Annotated in this window: 18 protein-coding genes; 12 read left to right on the top strand and 6 right to left on the bottom strand. The window is 57.7% G+C overall.

Features of this window, described 5'->3' with window-relative positions; translation table 11 throughout:
- Positions 1-29: 29 nt before the first annotated feature.
- Positions 30-695, top strand: a complete 666-nt coding sequence (locus tag R2K28_RS18995) for an energy-coupling factor ABC transporter permease (protein ID WP_316366941.1) — start codon at positions 30-32, stop codon at positions 693-695.
- Between the two features lie 64 nt (positions 696-759).
- Complete coding sequence (gene djlA / locus R2K28_RS18990) at positions 760-1,572, top strand: co-chaperone DjlA (RefSeq protein ID WP_316366939.1); 813 nt, start codon at positions 760-762, stop codon at positions 1,570-1,572.
- 30 nt (positions 1,573-1,602) lie between these two features.
- Here the strand turns inward: djlA and R2K28_RS18985 are convergent, their stop codons facing one another.
- A complete protein-coding gene (locus tag R2K28_RS18985; protein ID WP_316366938.1) occupies positions 1,603-2,460 on the bottom strand; it encodes a DUF3530 family protein in 858 nt (285 codons plus the stop codon).
- A 263-nt stretch (positions 2,461-2,723) separates the two neighbouring features.
- Between R2K28_RS18985 and rpe the strand changes: the two genes are divergently transcribed.
- The 4 genes from rpe to R2K28_RS18965 all read left to right on the top strand — a co-directional run bounded on the left by rpe (position 2,724) and on the right by R2K28_RS18965 (position 6,536).
- Positions 2,724-3,416 (top strand): ribulose-phosphate 3-epimerase, encoded by a 693-nt coding sequence (rpe, locus tag R2K28_RS18980; RefSeq protein WP_116448641.1) that lies wholly within the window; start codon positions 2,724-2,726, stop codon positions 3,414-3,416.
- A gap of 196 nt (positions 3,417-3,612) precedes the next feature.
- A complete protein-coding gene (locus R2K28_RS18975) occupies positions 3,613-4,290 on the top strand; it encodes a phosphoglycolate phosphatase (RefSeq protein WP_316366937.1) in 678 nt (225 codons plus the stop codon).
- A 168-nt stretch (positions 4,291-4,458) separates the two neighbouring features.
- Positions 4,459-5,955: an anthranilate synthase component I gene (gene trpE / locus R2K28_RS18970; RefSeq protein WP_316366936.1), complete on the top strand. Its 1,497-nt coding sequence runs from the start codon at positions 4,459-4,461 to the stop codon at positions 5,953-5,955.
- Positions 5,956-5,957: 2 nt separating this feature from the next.
- Complete coding sequence (locus R2K28_RS18965; protein WP_316366934.1) at positions 5,958-6,536, top strand: anthranilate synthase component II; 579 nt, start codon at positions 5,958-5,960, stop codon at positions 6,534-6,536.
- A 14-nt stretch (positions 6,537-6,550) separates the two neighbouring features.
- Here the strand turns inward: R2K28_RS18965 and R2K28_RS18960 are convergent, their stop codons facing one another.
- From R2K28_RS18960 to R2K28_RS18945, 4 genes are all read right to left on the bottom strand, one after another.
- Entirely contained in the window at positions 6,551-6,733 is a 183-nt protein-coding gene (locus tag R2K28_RS18960; protein WP_316366933.1) for a hypothetical protein, read from the bottom strand.
- A gap of 66 nt (positions 6,734-6,799) precedes the next feature.
- Positions 6,800-6,982 carry a hypothetical protein gene (locus R2K28_RS18955; protein WP_316366932.1) on the bottom strand — a complete coding sequence of 61 codons (183 nt, stop codon included), beginning with the start codon at positions 6,980-6,982 and terminating at the stop codon, positions 6,800-6,802.
- Between the two features lie 66 nt (positions 6,983-7,048).
- Positions 7,049-7,231: a hypothetical protein gene (locus R2K28_RS18950; RefSeq protein ID WP_316366931.1), complete on the bottom strand. Its 183-nt coding sequence runs from the start codon at positions 7,229-7,231 to the stop codon at positions 7,049-7,051.
- A 66-nt stretch (positions 7,232-7,297) separates the two neighbouring features.
- On the bottom strand, positions 7,298-7,474 hold the full coding sequence (locus R2K28_RS18945) for a hypothetical protein (RefSeq protein ID WP_316366929.1): 177 nt from the start codon (positions 7,472-7,474) through the stop codon (positions 7,298-7,300).
- Positions 7,475-7,664: 190 nt separating this feature from the next.
- On the opposite strand from R2K28_RS18945, the gene trpD reads away from it, so the two are divergent.
- The 3 genes from trpD to R2K28_RS18930 all read left to right on the top strand — a co-directional run bounded on the left by trpD (position 7,665) and on the right by R2K28_RS18930 (position 10,138).
- Positions 7,665-8,687, top strand: a complete 1,023-nt coding sequence (gene trpD / locus R2K28_RS18940; protein WP_316366928.1) for an anthranilate phosphoribosyltransferase — start codon at positions 7,665-7,667, stop codon at positions 8,685-8,687.
- 2 nt (positions 8,688-8,689) lie between these two features.
- On the top strand, positions 8,690-9,487 hold the full coding sequence (trpC, locus tag R2K28_RS18935; RefSeq protein ID WP_316366927.1) for an indole-3-glycerol phosphate synthase TrpC: 798 nt from the start codon (positions 8,690-8,692) through the stop codon (positions 9,485-9,487).
- 78 nt (positions 9,488-9,565) lie between these two features.
- Positions 9,566-10,138 (top strand): DNA-3-methyladenine glycosylase I, encoded by a 573-nt coding sequence (locus R2K28_RS18930; protein WP_316366926.1) that lies wholly within the window; start codon positions 9,566-9,568, stop codon positions 10,136-10,138.
- Between the two features lie 120 nt (positions 10,139-10,258).
- On the opposite strand, the gene crp is transcribed toward R2K28_RS18930, so the two are convergent.
- A complete protein-coding gene (gene crp / locus R2K28_RS18925) occupies positions 10,259-10,912 on the bottom strand; it encodes a cAMP-activated global transcriptional regulator CRP (RefSeq protein WP_316366924.1) in 654 nt (217 codons plus the stop codon).
- Between the two features lie 323 nt (positions 10,913-11,235).
- Between crp and R2K28_RS18920 the strand changes: the two genes are divergently transcribed.
- Genes R2K28_RS18920 through R2K28_RS18910 form a run of 3 tightly spaced genes read left to right on the top strand, consistent with a single transcriptional unit; the run spans position 11,236 to position 13,650 of the window.
- Complete coding sequence (locus R2K28_RS18920) at positions 11,236-11,655, top strand: OsmC family protein (protein ID WP_116445466.1); 420 nt, start codon at positions 11,236-11,238, stop codon at positions 11,653-11,655.
- Positions 11,645-13,243, top strand: coding sequence for a DUF885 family protein (locus R2K28_RS18915; protein ID WP_316366923.1), 1,599 nt, complete (start codon positions 11,645-11,647; stop codon positions 13,241-13,243). Before R2K28_RS18920 ends, R2K28_RS18915 begins: the two co-directional genes overlap by 11 nt.
- Positions 13,240-13,650: a VOC family protein gene (locus R2K28_RS18910; RefSeq protein WP_316366922.1), complete on the top strand. Its 411-nt coding sequence runs from the start codon at positions 13,240-13,242 to the stop codon at positions 13,648-13,650. Before R2K28_RS18915 ends, R2K28_RS18910 begins: the two co-directional genes overlap by 4 nt.
- Positions 13,651-13,653 lie beyond the last annotated feature (3 nt).

Genomic DNA, 13,653 nt, shown 5'->3' with positions numbered 1-13,653 from the left:
ATCCGCTTTGTAAAAAGGATTGAATCGCGATGGAGCTGGATGGTGAACTTTTTTCCGGTGCCCTGTTGTGGTGGATCGCCGGCCTGTATGGTGTGGTACTGCTGTATGCGTTACGCATGGCGCCCTGGAGTCGACTCGCCCGTAAAGGGCAGTTACATGTCTTTTTAGGTGCGATCGTTGCCCTGATCGTGCTCTGGCATATTCGTGCCCAGCTGCAACCGGGGATCTCATTCCATCTGCTTGGGGTTACCGCTATAACCCTGATGTTTGGCTGGTCAATGGCCATCATTATGGCCAGTCTCGCCCTGTTGGCTGTATGTGTGAATGCAGGCTATGGGTGGCAGTATTATGTGGTCAGTTTCCTGACCGTGGCGTTGGTTCCGATCACCCTCTCGCAGATATCCTTGATATTGATACGCAGCTGGTTGCCAAGGCAGTTCTTTGTCTATGTCTTGGGTAACGGTTTTTTTACCGCTTGGCTGGTCGGTTATGTGAGTGGCTATCTGGCGATGCAACTGTTGGTTCTCAGCGGCGCCTACACCATGGCAGAGCTGAAGGTCACGGTGATGCCATTTTTTCCCTTGATGTTCTTCCCGGAAGCCCTGGTCAACGGCTGGGTGATCACCCTGATGGTGGTGTTCTGTCCCACCTGGGTCTACTCCTTCAGCGATGAGCAATATATCCACGGAAAATAGGTTTGGGTTAATGTATAGTGACGGCTTGGGTTAATGAGAAGCTGTTGCGTATAGAGGTAAGCCTTTGAGTTGGTGGGGTAAACTGGTAGGTGGTGCATTCGGTTTTGTGCTGGGTGGACCCTTGGGTGCGGTGTTGGGCGCTGCCCTTGGCCATCGCTTCGATAAGGGCCTGCAGGGGCTGCCCGATGACCAGGTCAGCTGGGGACCGGGTGACCAGGAACGGGTCCAGACCGCCTTCTTCACTGCCACCTTCTCCGTACTGGGACACTTGGCCAAGGCCGATGGTCGCGTTTCCCCAGACGAGATCAAACTCGCCGAAGCCCTGATGGCGCAGATGTCACTTTCGAGTGAAATGCGCAAGACTGCTATCCACCTCTTCAACGAGGGTAAAGCTGAGGACTTCCCGCTCGACGATGTGGTGGAGCAGTTTCGCCTGGAGTGTCATCGTCGCCAAACCCTGATCCAGATGTTTCTGGAGATCCAGATCCAGGCGGCCTATGCGGACAAGCGTATGGATAGCGCGGAAGAGTCCCTGTTGCTGCACATCTGCTCGCTGCTGAATATCTCCGAATTTACCTTCAGAAGACTGGAACGAATGATACGGGCCCAGTCTCATTATGCCGGTACGGGAGGCGATCGTGCGCCATCAAGGGCGCAAGGCCCGACCCTCGAGGATGCCTATGACGTCCTCAACGTCACACCAGCGGCGACCGACAAGGAGGTCAAGCGTGCCTATCGACGCTTGATGAGCCAACACCATCCCGACAAGCTGGTCTCCAAGGGGCTGCCCGAGGAGATGATGAAGATGGCGGCGCAAAAGACGGATGAGATCAAGAAGGCCTATGAACGTGTCAAAGAGGCCAGGGGGATGGCCTGATTGGTGAGACCCGCTTCCATGTCAGGCCCATTAGGGTGCTGATGGGGGCTGCTTAGCTCGCCATTGGCCTGCGGCCCGCTTCAACCAGGCGGCAATCCGATGACCCAACTCATCCTGCATACCGCTGAAATAGTGGTCGGCACCCGCTACCTTGTCCTGACGGAATTGATCACGCCCATTCCTGATAGCGATGCCACGCCGCAGGGTGGCACTGCCAACAACGGCAGGATGGTCACGGCTGCCAAAGATATCGAGGATGGGTATCTCTGTTCCGGTTATGGCCTGGAACACCGGATCCTCTCTATTCTCAGCACTGAGCGCCACCCCGATAGCGACCAGGGCCCGTATTCTGTTCCCCTGCTGAGTGGCGAAATTGAGAGCCATTTCTGCCCCCAAACCATGCCCGATCAGGATTGTCTGATCGATCTGTCGACTGTTGAGGAAGTCGATGCCGGCCTGGATGCGCGGTGTGCTCAAGGAAATCAGCGAGCTGCTGGCGGCGGGGTCTGATGGATCATCGGAGATGGGAGTCTGGATCGACAGGCTATCCCAGCCCCGTTCTGAGAGCTGCCGCCGCAAGGGTTGGATCACCTCGTGCCAGTCGGCATGGCCGTTGCTGTCGTGAAGCAGAATGACTCCCCCCAGTCGTTCAGCGGCAGGGGTTTGGATATGCAAGGCGAGAAAGCGGACTGTGTCTGCTTCAAGCCAGACCGGATTGCCCTCAGTCACCCCGGCCGCCAACTCTTCCGCAATGCGCAATTCACGGCTCAGATTGGCGGCCGACGTAAATTCCGCCATGCAGACGATCAGTAGCAGGAGCAACCGGCGGATGGCGACAGGGAGGGTACGACTTGAGGCCAATATGGGGCTGCAGCGGTATCGATTCATGGGAATTTCCTTACGCCTGGCAATCGGACCCAGTCTACTCTGCTCTACAATCCGCGTCGCTAACGGGGTTCGGTGAAGGGGTATTGTTCGACGCCAGGGTCGGGTCCGCTGACCTCTGTTTGATCCACAAAATAGCCCTGTGAAGGGGAATGCTGAAAATGCCGGCGCTTTGGGGTAAAGTGGCCTCCCTTTTTTTGGTATCTGTGGCGATAATCTGGATTTGCGCCAGGCCACAGCCAGTTGAACCGTAGGAGATAATAATCATGGCCCGTCAATCCGATAAGATCGCACCATCAATATTGTCAGCGGATTTCGCCAAGCTGGGTGAAGAGGTGGATAACGTCCTCGCCTCCGGTGCGGAGATCGTACATTTTGACGTCATGGACAACCACTATGTGCCCAATCTGACCATTGGTCCGCTGGTCTGCGAGGCCCTGCGCAAGCATGGTGTCACAGCCGATATCGATGTGCATATGATGGTCAAACCGGTGGACCGTATCATTCCTGACTTCGCCAAGGCCGGGGCCACCTACATCACCTTTCATCCGGAGGCCTCCGAGCATGTCGACCGCAGCCTGCAGCTGATCCGTAGCGAGGGCTGTAAATCGGGCCTGGTGTTCAATCCGGCCACCCCCCTGTCCCATCTCGACTATGTGCTGGATAAGGTCGACATGATACTGCTGATGTCGGTCAACCCGGGATTCGGCGGTCAGAGTTTCATCCCGGCCACCCTGGATAAACTGCGCCAGTGTCGCCAAATGATCGATGATTCCGGTCTGGATATCCGCCTCGAGATCGACGGTGGTGTCAAGGTCGACAACATCGCCGAGATCAAGGCTGCCGGTGCCGATACCTTCGTCGCCGGTTCAGGCATTTTCGGTTTCCCGGAAGCGGGGGATGCCAACCGTTACGACACCATCGTTGGCAAGATGAAGGCCGAAATGGCCAAGGTTTGATTGAATGAAATATTAGTTCGCGAATGAACGCAAATAAAGAATGATTGATCGGTTAATGCGTAGGGTGCGGCTCGCCGCACCATTGACAGGTCGGTTCTGACATAAACGGTGCGGCAAGCCGCACCCTACATATTAAAAAACATTTACGTTTATTTGCGTTCATTCGCGGACCTCTTCCGTTTGAGAGTACCCGGTCATGATTAAAAAACCCGAAATGATCCTCATCGACGTGGACGGCACTCTGGTCGACAGCGTGCCTGACCTGGCCTATTGCGTGGATGAGATGATGAAACAGCTGGGCCGGCCGCCCCACGGTGAAACGAAGGTGCGGGACTGGGTAGGCAACGGGGTGGAGCGTCTGGTGCGCCGTGCTCTCATCGGCCGGCTGGATGGTGAACCTGAGGAGGCGGAATTCGCACGCGCCTATCCTATCTTTCTCGAACTCTATGCAGAGAATACCAGTAAGCGATCGCTGCTCTATCCCGGTATCCGCGAGGGGCTGGACTACTTGAAGGGGCAGGGTTACCGCCTGGGTTGCGTCACCAACAAGGCCGCCCAGTTCACCCTGCCGCTGCTGCGGGACCTGGGTGTGCATGACGATTTCGAGATCGTTGTCGCCGGTGATACCCTGCCGAAGAAGAAGCCCGATCCGATGCCCCTGTTGCATGCGGCGGAGCAGCTGTCAGCGGATCCTTCCGCTGCATTGATGGTGGGTGATTCTCAGAGCGATGTGAAGGCGGCCCGTGCAGCGGGTTTTCAGATTGTCTGCATGAGTTACGGTTACAATCATGGCGAAGATATCCGGCACTACAATCCGGATGCGGTGCTCGATTCGTTGATCGAGATTCGCACCCTGCTGGAAAATGCCGCTTGAGCTCGGACCAAGTTTTGATTATGGTTAACCCCGACTATTCACAGTAGATGATTTGAAATGGCCCTGCTTTCACACGACACGACCTTGATGTATGGCGCGCGATGGCGTTGGTGATTCCCGAACCAACCCGTTAAATCCCGTTGTCTGGTCTTTTGTGTGGAGAGGAAAATGACCCCCCAACAGTTCGCCGCCCTGGCGCAACAGGGCTACAACCGCATACCTGTCGTGTGTGAGGTCCTTGCGGATCTCGACACCCCCCTCAGTGTCTATATGAAGCTGGCCCATGGCCCCTACTCCTATCTCTTTGAGTCGGTGCATGGGGGAGAGAAGTGGGGGCGCTACTCTATTATCGGCCTCGCTTGCCATACCCAGGTCAGGGTAGAGGGTCTGCAGATCGAGGTGGTGACCGATGGCGAGGTGACTGAATCCCACCAGGTGGATGATCCCCTGGCCTGGATCGAGACCTTCCAGCAGCGCTTCAAGGCCGCCGAGGTAGAGGACCTGCCGCGCTTCAATGGGGGTTTGGTGGGCTATTTCGGTTACGACATCATCCGCTATATCGAACCCAAACTGGCCCAGTGTCCCAATCCCGATCTACTCGGGACTCCGGATATCCTGTTGATGGTCTCCGACGAACTGGTGGTGTTCGACAACCTGTCGGGGCGGATGTTCGTGATTGTGCATGTGGATCCCTCTCAGGGTGGTACCCTGGCATCGGCCGAATCGCGCATCCGCGAGCTGGTCCACGCCATGCGGCAGCCCATACCCCGGGAGAGTTGCGGTCCTGAGCGAACCATTAATGAGTCCGATTTCGTCTCCGGCTTTACCGAGCAGGGTTACAAACAGGCGGTGGAGCGGATCAAGGAGTATATCCTCGAGGGCGACTGTATGCAGGTGGTAGTCTCGCAGCGCCTGTCGATTCCGTTTCAGGCGCCGCCCATCGATCTCTACCGGGCTCTGCGCGGGCTCAACCCCTCACCCTATATGTACTACCTCAATCTGGACGATTTTCATATCGTCGGCTCCTCACCGGAGATCCTCACCCGCCTCGAGGATGGGGAGGTCACGGTCCGCCCCATCGCGGGGACCCGCCGGCGTGGACATACGGAAGAGGAGGACCGGGCCCTGGAGGCGGAGCTGCTGGCCGATCCCAAGGAGCTAGCCGAACATCTGATGCTGATCGATCTCGGGCGCAACGACACCGGCCGGGTGGCGAAGATCGGCAGCGTGCAATTGACCGACAAGATGATCGTGGAGCGCTACTCCCATGTGATGCATATCGTCTCCAATGTGATCGGGGAGTTGCGCGACGGTATGAGCGCCATCGACGTGCTGCGGGCCACCTTCCCGGCCGGTACGGTGAGTGGGGCGCCGAAGATCCGCGCCATGGAGATCATCGATGAACTGGAACCGGTGAAGCGGGGGGTCTACTCCGGCGCGGTGGGTTACCTCTCCTGGAATGGCAATATGGATACCGCCATCGCCATCCGAACCGCGGTGATCAAGGACAAAATCCTGCACATCCAGGCGGGGGCCGGTATCGTTGCCGACTCCATACCCGAGCTGGAGTGGAAGGAGACCATGAATAAGGGACGGGCGGTATTCCGTGCCGTGGCCCTGGCGGAAGCCGGGCTCGACCGGCATGCCTGTGATAAGGAGACATAGCTGTGTTATTAATGATCGACAATTATGACTCCTTCACCTATAACCTGGTGCAATATCTCGGCGAGCTCGGTGTGGAGGTCAAGGTGGTGCGTAACGATGAGATCGGGGTGAAGGATATCGATGCCATCGGCCCCGACCGGATCGTAATCTCTCCCGGGCCATGTACACCCAACGAGGCTGGCATTTCCGTGGAGACCATCCGCACCTATGCCGGCCGCATACCGATCCTGGGTGTCTGTCTTGGCCACCAATCCATTGGCCAGGCATTCGGTGGCAGGATCGTGCATGCGCGGGAGGTGATGCATGGCAAGACCTCCCCCATCCTGCATGCAGACACCGGGGTCTTCAGCGGTCTGGAGAATCCCTTCGAGGCGACCCGCTACCACTCCCTGGTGATCGAGAAGGAGAGCCTGCCCGACTGCCTCGAGATAACCGCCTGGACCGAGGTCGATGGAGGGATGGATGAGATCATGGGGGTACGGCACAAGGAGCTGGCGATCCAGGGAGTGCAGTTTCATCCCGAATCGATCCTCACCCGTCACGGGCACGATCTGTTGCGTAATTTCGTCGAGGGGCGGTAACTTTTTTTAGTGGACTAGTCACCCTCCATCACCACCAGCCTCCGACACTCTTCTTTCTCCGCCGCCCCGACAGCACATCCTTGAGCCGGCGGGGCTACCGCGGCGTCCATGCCGCTGCTGCGAAAGAAGAGCGCCGGAGGCTTCTGTGCCAGGCAATAGGTAGCAGCTTGTAGATACTGTCCACTCCCATGGTCCACCAATACGAACAGACAGTCATTTCGGTGGGGCAGATGTAGGGTGCGGCTTGCCGCACCGTTCGTGGACTAGTCCCCCTCCATCACCACCAGCCTCCGACACTCTTCTTTCTTCGCCGCCCCGACAGCACTTCCTTGTGCTGACGGGGCTACCGCGGCGTCCATACCGCTGCTGCGAAAGAAGAGCGCCGGAGGCTTCTGTGCCAGGCAATAGGTAGCAGCTTGTAGATACTGTCCACTCCCATGGTCCACCAATACGAACAGACAGTCATTTCGGTGGGGCAGATGTAGGGTGCGGCTTGCCGCACCGTTCGTGGACTAGTCCCCCTCCATCACCACCAGCCTCCGACACTCTTCTTTCTCCGCCGCCCCGACAGCACATCCTTGTGCCGGCGGGGCTACCGCGGCGTCCATGCCGCTGCTGCGAAAGAAGAGTGCCGGAGGCTTCTGTGCCAGGCAATAGGTAGCAGCTTGTAGATACTGTCCACTCCCATGGCCCACCAATACGAACAGACAGTCATTTCGGTGGGGCAGATGTAGGGTGCGACTTGCCGCACCGTTCGTGGACTAGTCCCCCTCCATCACCACCAGCCTCCGACACTCTTCTTTCTCCGCCGCCCCGACAGCACTTCCTTGTGCCGACGGGGCTACCGCGGCGTCCATGCCGCTGTTGCGAAAGAAGAGTGCCGGGGGCTTCTGTGCCAGGTAATAGGGAGCAGCTTGTAGGGTGGGGCCCTGCCCCACCAAAAAAACCCGACAATAGGCCTGAATTAGTGGGGCAGGCCCCACCCTACACCATGGTCATAATGCTCTGCCAGATACTGTCCACTCCCATGGTGGACCCTGGCAACCAGAGAAGAAAAATTTGCGTTCATTTGCGTTCATTCGCGGACTGCAATAGATTCACTCCTGAACGAATAAAAGGAGACCCCCCGTGGAGATGCAGCAAGCGATAAAAAAAGTCCTGGCCCGTCAGGATCTCACCGCCGACGAGATGACGGCGGTGATGCGCAACATCATGACCGGTAATGCCACCCCGGCCCAGATCGGTGGATTCCTGGTCGGTCTGCGCATGAAGGAGGAGACGGTGAGCGAAATCGCCGCCGCGGCCTCGGTGATGCGCGAGCTGGCCTCCGGCGTCTCAATCGCTGATCTTTCCAACACCGTCGATATCGTCGGCACCGGGGGCGATGCCTCCGGCACCTTCAATGTCTCCACCGCCTGTATGTTCGTCGCTGCCGCCGCCGGCTGTCACGTGGCCAAACACGGCAACCGTTCGGTCTCTTCCAAGTCGGGCAGTGCCGATGCCCTCGAGGCCGCGGGTGTCAGGCTCGACCTGTCGCCACAGCAGGTGGAGCAGTGTGTGCGTGAAGTCGGCGTCGGTTTCATGTTCGCTCCAGGCCACCACAGTGCGATGAAACACGCCATCGGTCCGCGTAAGGAGATGGGTGTGCGTACCATCTTCAATGTCCTGGGACCGTTGACCAATCCGGCAGGGGTACCGAATCAGCTGCTGGGTGTTTTCGACAGCGACTTGCTCGAACCCCTGGCCGAGGTGTTGCAACGTCTGGGAAGCCGGCATGTGATGGTGGTTCACTCCCGTGACGGCCTGGATGAGATCAGTATCGGAGATGTCACAGACGTGGCAGAGTTGAAAGATGGCCGGATCAGGCGATTCACCCTGCACCCCGAACAGTTCGGCCTGCAGCGCAGTTCCCTGGATGCCATCCGGGTCAACGATGCCGCAGAGAGTCTGGCCATGATCCGCGGTTTACTGGAAGACAATCCCGGGCCGGCTCGGGATATCGTGGTGTTCAATGCGGGGGCCGCGATCTATACTGCCGGTCTGGCGGAGAGCCTGGAGGAAGGTATCGAGAAGGCCAATCACGCCATTACCAGCGGTGAGGCGCGGAGCCGTCTCGATCGCCTGGTGGTCCTGACCCAGAGCTTTGACTGAACATGAGCGCTACCCCCGATATTCTGCTGAAGATAACCCGGCGTAAGCGCCAGGAGATCGCCGACAGGCTGTCGCTACGCTCCATCGCCGAGCTGGAGACGTCGCTGCCCCAGGCTTCCGAACCGCGGGGCTTTGCCGATGCGATCGCCCGCAAACTGGCGGCTGGTGAGGCGGGTGTGATCGCTGAGATCAAGAAGGCATCACCCAGTAAAGGTGTATTGAGAGAGGACTTTCAACCTGCGCAGATCGCCCTGAGTTATGCCAAGGGTGGCGCTGCCTGCCTCTCCGTACTGACCGACATCGACTTCTTTCAGGGCAGCGACCAGTACCTGCAGCAGGCCCGGGACGCCTGCACGCTGCCGGTGATCCGCAAAGACTTCATTATCGATCCCTACCAGGTGTATGAGGCGCGGGCGATTGGTGCGGATTGCATTCTCCTCATCGCCGCCTGCCTGGATGACCAACAACTCAAGGATCTGAACGATCTGGCCCGGCAGTTGGGTATGGATGTCTTGATCGAGGTGCATGATGCAGAGGAGCTGCAGCGGGCCTTGCAGGTGGAGAATCGTCTGATCGGCATCAACAACCGCAATCTGCGCAGCTTTGAGGTCAGTCTCGATACCACCCTTGAGTTACTGCCCAGGATACCGGCCGACAGGATCGTGGTGACGGAGAGCGGCATTCTCACAAGCGAGGACGTGGCCCTGATGCGCAGTCACCAGGTCAACGCCTTTCTTGTAGGCGAGGCCTTCATGCGGGCCGAGGATCCGGGGGCGAAGCTGGCGCGGCTCTTCGCCTGATGCGCCGGGCCGATCGACTCTTCCACATTACCCATGAGCTGGATAGCAAGCGCTATCTGACTGCCCAGGAGATGAAGTATGAGCAAGATGGAACCCTGTCCATGGTGTCTTGGGCATGAAGAGTATCAGCGCTATCATGATGAGGAGTGGGGCGTCCCCTCCCATGATCCTCGCCACCTGTATGAAATGCTTATTTTAGAGGGCGCTCAGGCGGGCCTTTCCTGGCTGACTATCCTGCGCAAGCGTGAGGGATACCGACGCGCTTTGCACAATTTTGATGTGCAACGGATTGCTGGATATAACGAGGCGGATACAAGCCGATTGCTCGCGGATCCGGGTATCGTGCGGAATCGGCTCAAGGTGGCCGCGACCATTGACAACGCCAGGGCCGTCCTGGAACTGGAGTCCGGGGAGGGACTGGCCGATTTCCTCTGGTCCTTCGTTGACGGTGCGCCGATCCAGAATCGTTGGCGCACCCTGGAGGAGGTACCGGCTTCCACATCGCTTTCAGACGTTATGAGCAAGGAACTCAAACGCCGCGGTTTTCGTTTTATCGGTACCACTATCTGTTATGCTTTCATGCAGTCGGTGGGGATGGTGAACGATCATCTGCTGAGTTGTCCGCGGCACAAGGAGGTCGCCGGACTATAACAGGCATCCGCCTCCCCAACGGTCCGTCCATGTTTCGCTGGGGTTACCTAGGCATCCCTGCTGCGAATGCGAAAGTGGAGTACCAACCGACTCCCTTTTCGATCATTAGTTTGTATGCTGTCAGCGGGTGCCGAAGACTACGATGGTCTTGCCCTTTACGCTGATCAATCCCTGCTCTTCCAGGTTTTTCAATACCCTGCCAGCCATCTCCCGGGAACAGCCGACGATACGCCCGATCTCCTGGCGGGTGATGCGAATCTGCATGCCGTCGGGATGGGTCATGGCATCCGGTTCCTTGCACAGATCGAGCAGGGTGCGGGCAATGCGCCCGGTCACATCGAAAAAGGCCAGGTGTCCAACCTTATTGCTGGTCTGGTTGAGCCGTTGAGAGAGCTGAGCCCCCACGGCATACAGGATGTCTTTGGTATAATCCTTGAGATCGTGATTGAAGAGCTGTTCCAGTCGCTGGTAGCTGATCTCCGCTATCTGACAGGAAGCACGCGTCCGAACCATCACACTTCGCTTGGGTTCAGGGACGAAAAGGCCCATCTCGCCGACAAATTGCCCTTTGTTGAGATAGGTGAGGATAATCTCCCGACCGTCTTCATCTTCGATGTAGACAGCCACCGAGCCTTCCGTGATGTAATAGAGGATATCAGCCGGATCACCGATATGAATAATCTCGGTATTTTTGGGGTAACGTCGGCGGTGACAAAACGAGAGGAATCGCTGAAGATACTCAGGTTCCTGCGGTGGCGGTTTTATGATCGTCATGATCTCGGGACTCTTGGCTGTTGTGGGGAGAGATCAGCCTGCAGATTGATCCAACTATCTGCCTATCGGCAGCTTCAGGTGATCTTTATCGCAGTAATTCTGAGCCCTCGTCCGTAGTGTTATTGTCATCGTTTAAATATTAAGGAGATTAGGATCTAGTTTAGCAACCCTTTTCAACTTGTCGAATCTACAGGCATCGGTAGATACGGGCGATGCACAGTGTAACAAAAACAAGAGTTCATTAATTTAACTCAATTCATACTAATCATCTATCCCTTCTGTCACATATTTGACGCCTTTGGGGTGGAGAACTGGAGTAACTAATGAAAGCACGGGTCGTTTGGGTGGAGGATTCTGTCATGCTGGGGGAGTCCGGGAGTGGTCACGGGGTGGTGATGGATGGGCCGCCAGAGCACGGCGGACGCAATCTTGGCGTCAGGCCCATGGAGATGCTGCTGCTTGGGATGGGCGGCTGTACCGAATTCGATGTGCTCTCCATCCTGAGGAAATCCCGCCAGCAGGTAAGCAGCTGCGTGGTGGAACTCGAGGCTGAACGGGCGGATCAGGATCCCAAGGTGTTCACCCGCATCCACGCCCATTTCATCGTCACCGGCAAGGGGCTCAGTGAAAAGCATGTGGCCCGTGCCATCTCTTTGAGTGCCGATAAATACTGCTCCGCCTCCCTGATGCTGGCTAAGAGCGCTGAGATCACCCACGACTATGAGATACGTGATGAGCAGTGAGGCGGCCGATTTCGATAGGCTGATTGCCGACTACTACCGGGTCTGGTTCCGTTTTCACCCGGTGGCAGCAGTGTATGCATCGGTGCCGGGGTATGAGGGACTGCTGGCTGCCGACGGGGATGATGAAATGGGTGCCTTGGCAAGCCTGATCAGCAATCTCCTGGTCAGTCTGAAGGAGTTGGACTATGAGGCCCTGGATGCCGACCGTCAACTCGATCTGCAGCTGATCTATGGCGCCGCCATGGTTGAGCATCGAATGCTCCTTGAGCACGACTGGCGCCACCGGGATCCGGCACGCTACCTCTCCTTGCATCTGCTCCAGGAGCTGGTTGTGCGCCAACCGGAGAGGTTGTGCGAGGCCTTGATGGGGGTACTGGAGAAGACCCCCAATTATCTGCGGGATGCCAGGGGGCAGCTTGCAGAGTTTCCGGGCCTGGTGTCCACCCTGTGGTTGGCCGATGCCCTGGAGACGGCGGAGAAGGGGGTGCCCTGGCTGAAACGGCTTGGCAGGGATCTGCCACAAACCCACGAATGTTGTGCCGACAAGGGGCGCCTGCAGGCACTCAGCAGTCAGGCAGCGGAAGCGGTGGATGATTTCAGACAGGTATTGATCCAGGATCTGGCCCCGGCCGCCTCGGGAACCGCCGATTGCGGCAAGGAACTGCTCGCCTGGTTATTGCGGCACCGTGACCAGCTCGATATCCCGGTAGAGGATGCCTTGGCCTATGCCCGCAGACGATTGCACCAGACCTACACCGAGATGGAGCAGCAGGGGATCACCCTACAGAGTGTAAAGCAGGATGATGGTGAGCTGCTTAGCGGTGACAGCAGATTACAGGCCTATCGGGAGGAGTCCATTGGTCTCAGGTCTTTCCTGCAGCGGCTCGAACTCCTGCCGGAGTCCACCCAACCCCTGGATTTCCGCATTACCGACAGCTGCTTCCGGCAGCCGGATTGCGGCAGCTATCTGCGCACCCAAAAGGGCGGGGTATTCCTAATCCCCCATGATCAACAGGTTGGGGGTGGTGAGACCCGCGCGGCGATCCGCATGCGTAATCTCTACAGCGGCTGGGCCGGCCGCCACTATCTGGCCTGGGCCGGTGGGGTATCGGCACACAGCCTGGTGCGCCAGATCAATCCCTCCGCCGCTTTCAAAAGGGGTTGGGCACACTACATGAGTCGGATCCTGGAGGTACATGCCTATTTCAATGAAGATGATCGCCTTGCCCTCTATCAGCGGCGCCTGGCCCTGGCCGAACAGGCGACCATCGACCTGGAGTTTCATGCCGGAGAGATCAACAGCCGACAGGCCCTGGAACGGTTGAAACTGCTGTCAGATATTCCGTGCTGGGCGGAGGTCAGTCTGACTGCCATATCGAGGCGTCCGACTGATGCCTTCATGGCCCTGTTGGGGTCCGAGTTGATTGATCACCTTTGCCAGCAGCAACTTGAACAGAGGCCCGATGCCACCCTGCGTTCTTTACACGAAGAGTTGCTGGCCCATGGTGCCGTCGCGCTGCCGTTGGTGGTGCAACGGGCCTGCGATCGGGAGACCTGGGACCAGGCCTTGAGTGAGGTGCTTTCGTGAAACGACCACCGCAACACCTTGGTATGCGACATGTGGCCCTGAATGTGAGGGATATGGCGGCCAGCGAACATTTCTATGTGGACCTGCTGGGAATGGAGATTGAGTGGCGGCCCGACCCGGACAATCTCTATCTTACCTCCGGGCCAGACAATCTGGCACTGCACAAGACCGCGGCGGAGCAGTTTGACGAGGCCGCCCAACGCCTCGACCATATCGGTTTCTTCCTTTCCAATCCTGAGGAGGTGGATGCTTGGTACGACTATCTGCTGGCGGCCGGGGTGAGGATGCGTAACGCACCGCGCACACACCGTGACGGAGCTCGCAGTTTTTACTGCTTCGATCCCGACTGTACCACTGTTCAGATAATTTACCATCCACCAATTGTGGAAAGTAGGCTAAGTTACTGAGGT

It is taken from the genome of Candidatus Thiodiazotropha sp. CDECU1, assembly GCF_963455295.1.
Taxonomy (GTDB): Bacteria; Pseudomonadota; Gammaproteobacteria; order Chromatiales; family Chromatiaceae; genus Thiodiazotropha.
The sequence above is the reverse complement of the archived record's forward strand: the minus strand, read 5'-3'. Positions and strand labels throughout refer to the sequence as shown.

What these genes read in the sequence shown, in the direction of transcription:
- R2K28_RS18995 (WP_316366941.1), top strand. Translation starts at nt 30, where the DNA reads ATGGAGCTGGATGGTGAACTTTTTTCCGGTGCCCTGTTGTGGTGGATC.
- R2K28_RS18985 (WP_316366938.1), bottom strand. Translation starts at nt 2,460, where the DNA reads ATGAATCGATACCGCTGCAGCCCCATATTGGCCTCAAGTCGTACCCTC.
- rpe (WP_116448641.1), top strand. Translation starts at nt 2,724, where the DNA reads ATGGCCCGTCAATCCGATAAGATCGCACCATCAATATTGTCAGCGGAT.
- R2K28_RS18975 (WP_316366937.1), top strand. Translation starts at nt 3,613, where the DNA reads ATGATTAAAAAACCCGAAATGATCCTCATCGACGTGGACGGCACTCTG.
- trpE (WP_316366936.1), top strand. Translation starts at nt 4,459, where the DNA reads ATGACCCCCCAACAGTTCGCCGCCCTGGCGCAACAGGGCTACAACCGC.
- trpC (WP_316366927.1), top strand. Translation starts at nt 8,690, where the DNA reads ATGAGCGCTACCCCCGATATTCTGCTGAAGATAACCCGGCGTAAGCGC.
- R2K28_RS18930 (WP_316366926.1), top strand. Translation starts at nt 9,566, where the DNA reads ATGAGCAAGATGGAACCCTGTCCATGGTGTCTTGGGCATGAAGAGTAT.
- crp (WP_316366924.1), bottom strand. Translation starts at nt 10,912, where the DNA reads ATGACGATCATAAAACCGCCACCGCAGGAACCTGAGTATCTTCAGCGA.
- R2K28_RS18920 (WP_116445466.1), top strand. Translation starts at nt 11,236, where the DNA reads ATGAAAGCACGGGTCGTTTGGGTGGAGGATTCTGTCATGCTGGGGGAG.
- R2K28_RS18915 (WP_316366923.1), top strand. Translation starts at nt 11,645, where the DNA reads ATGAGCAGTGAGGCGGCCGATTTCGATAGGCTGATTGCCGACTACTAC.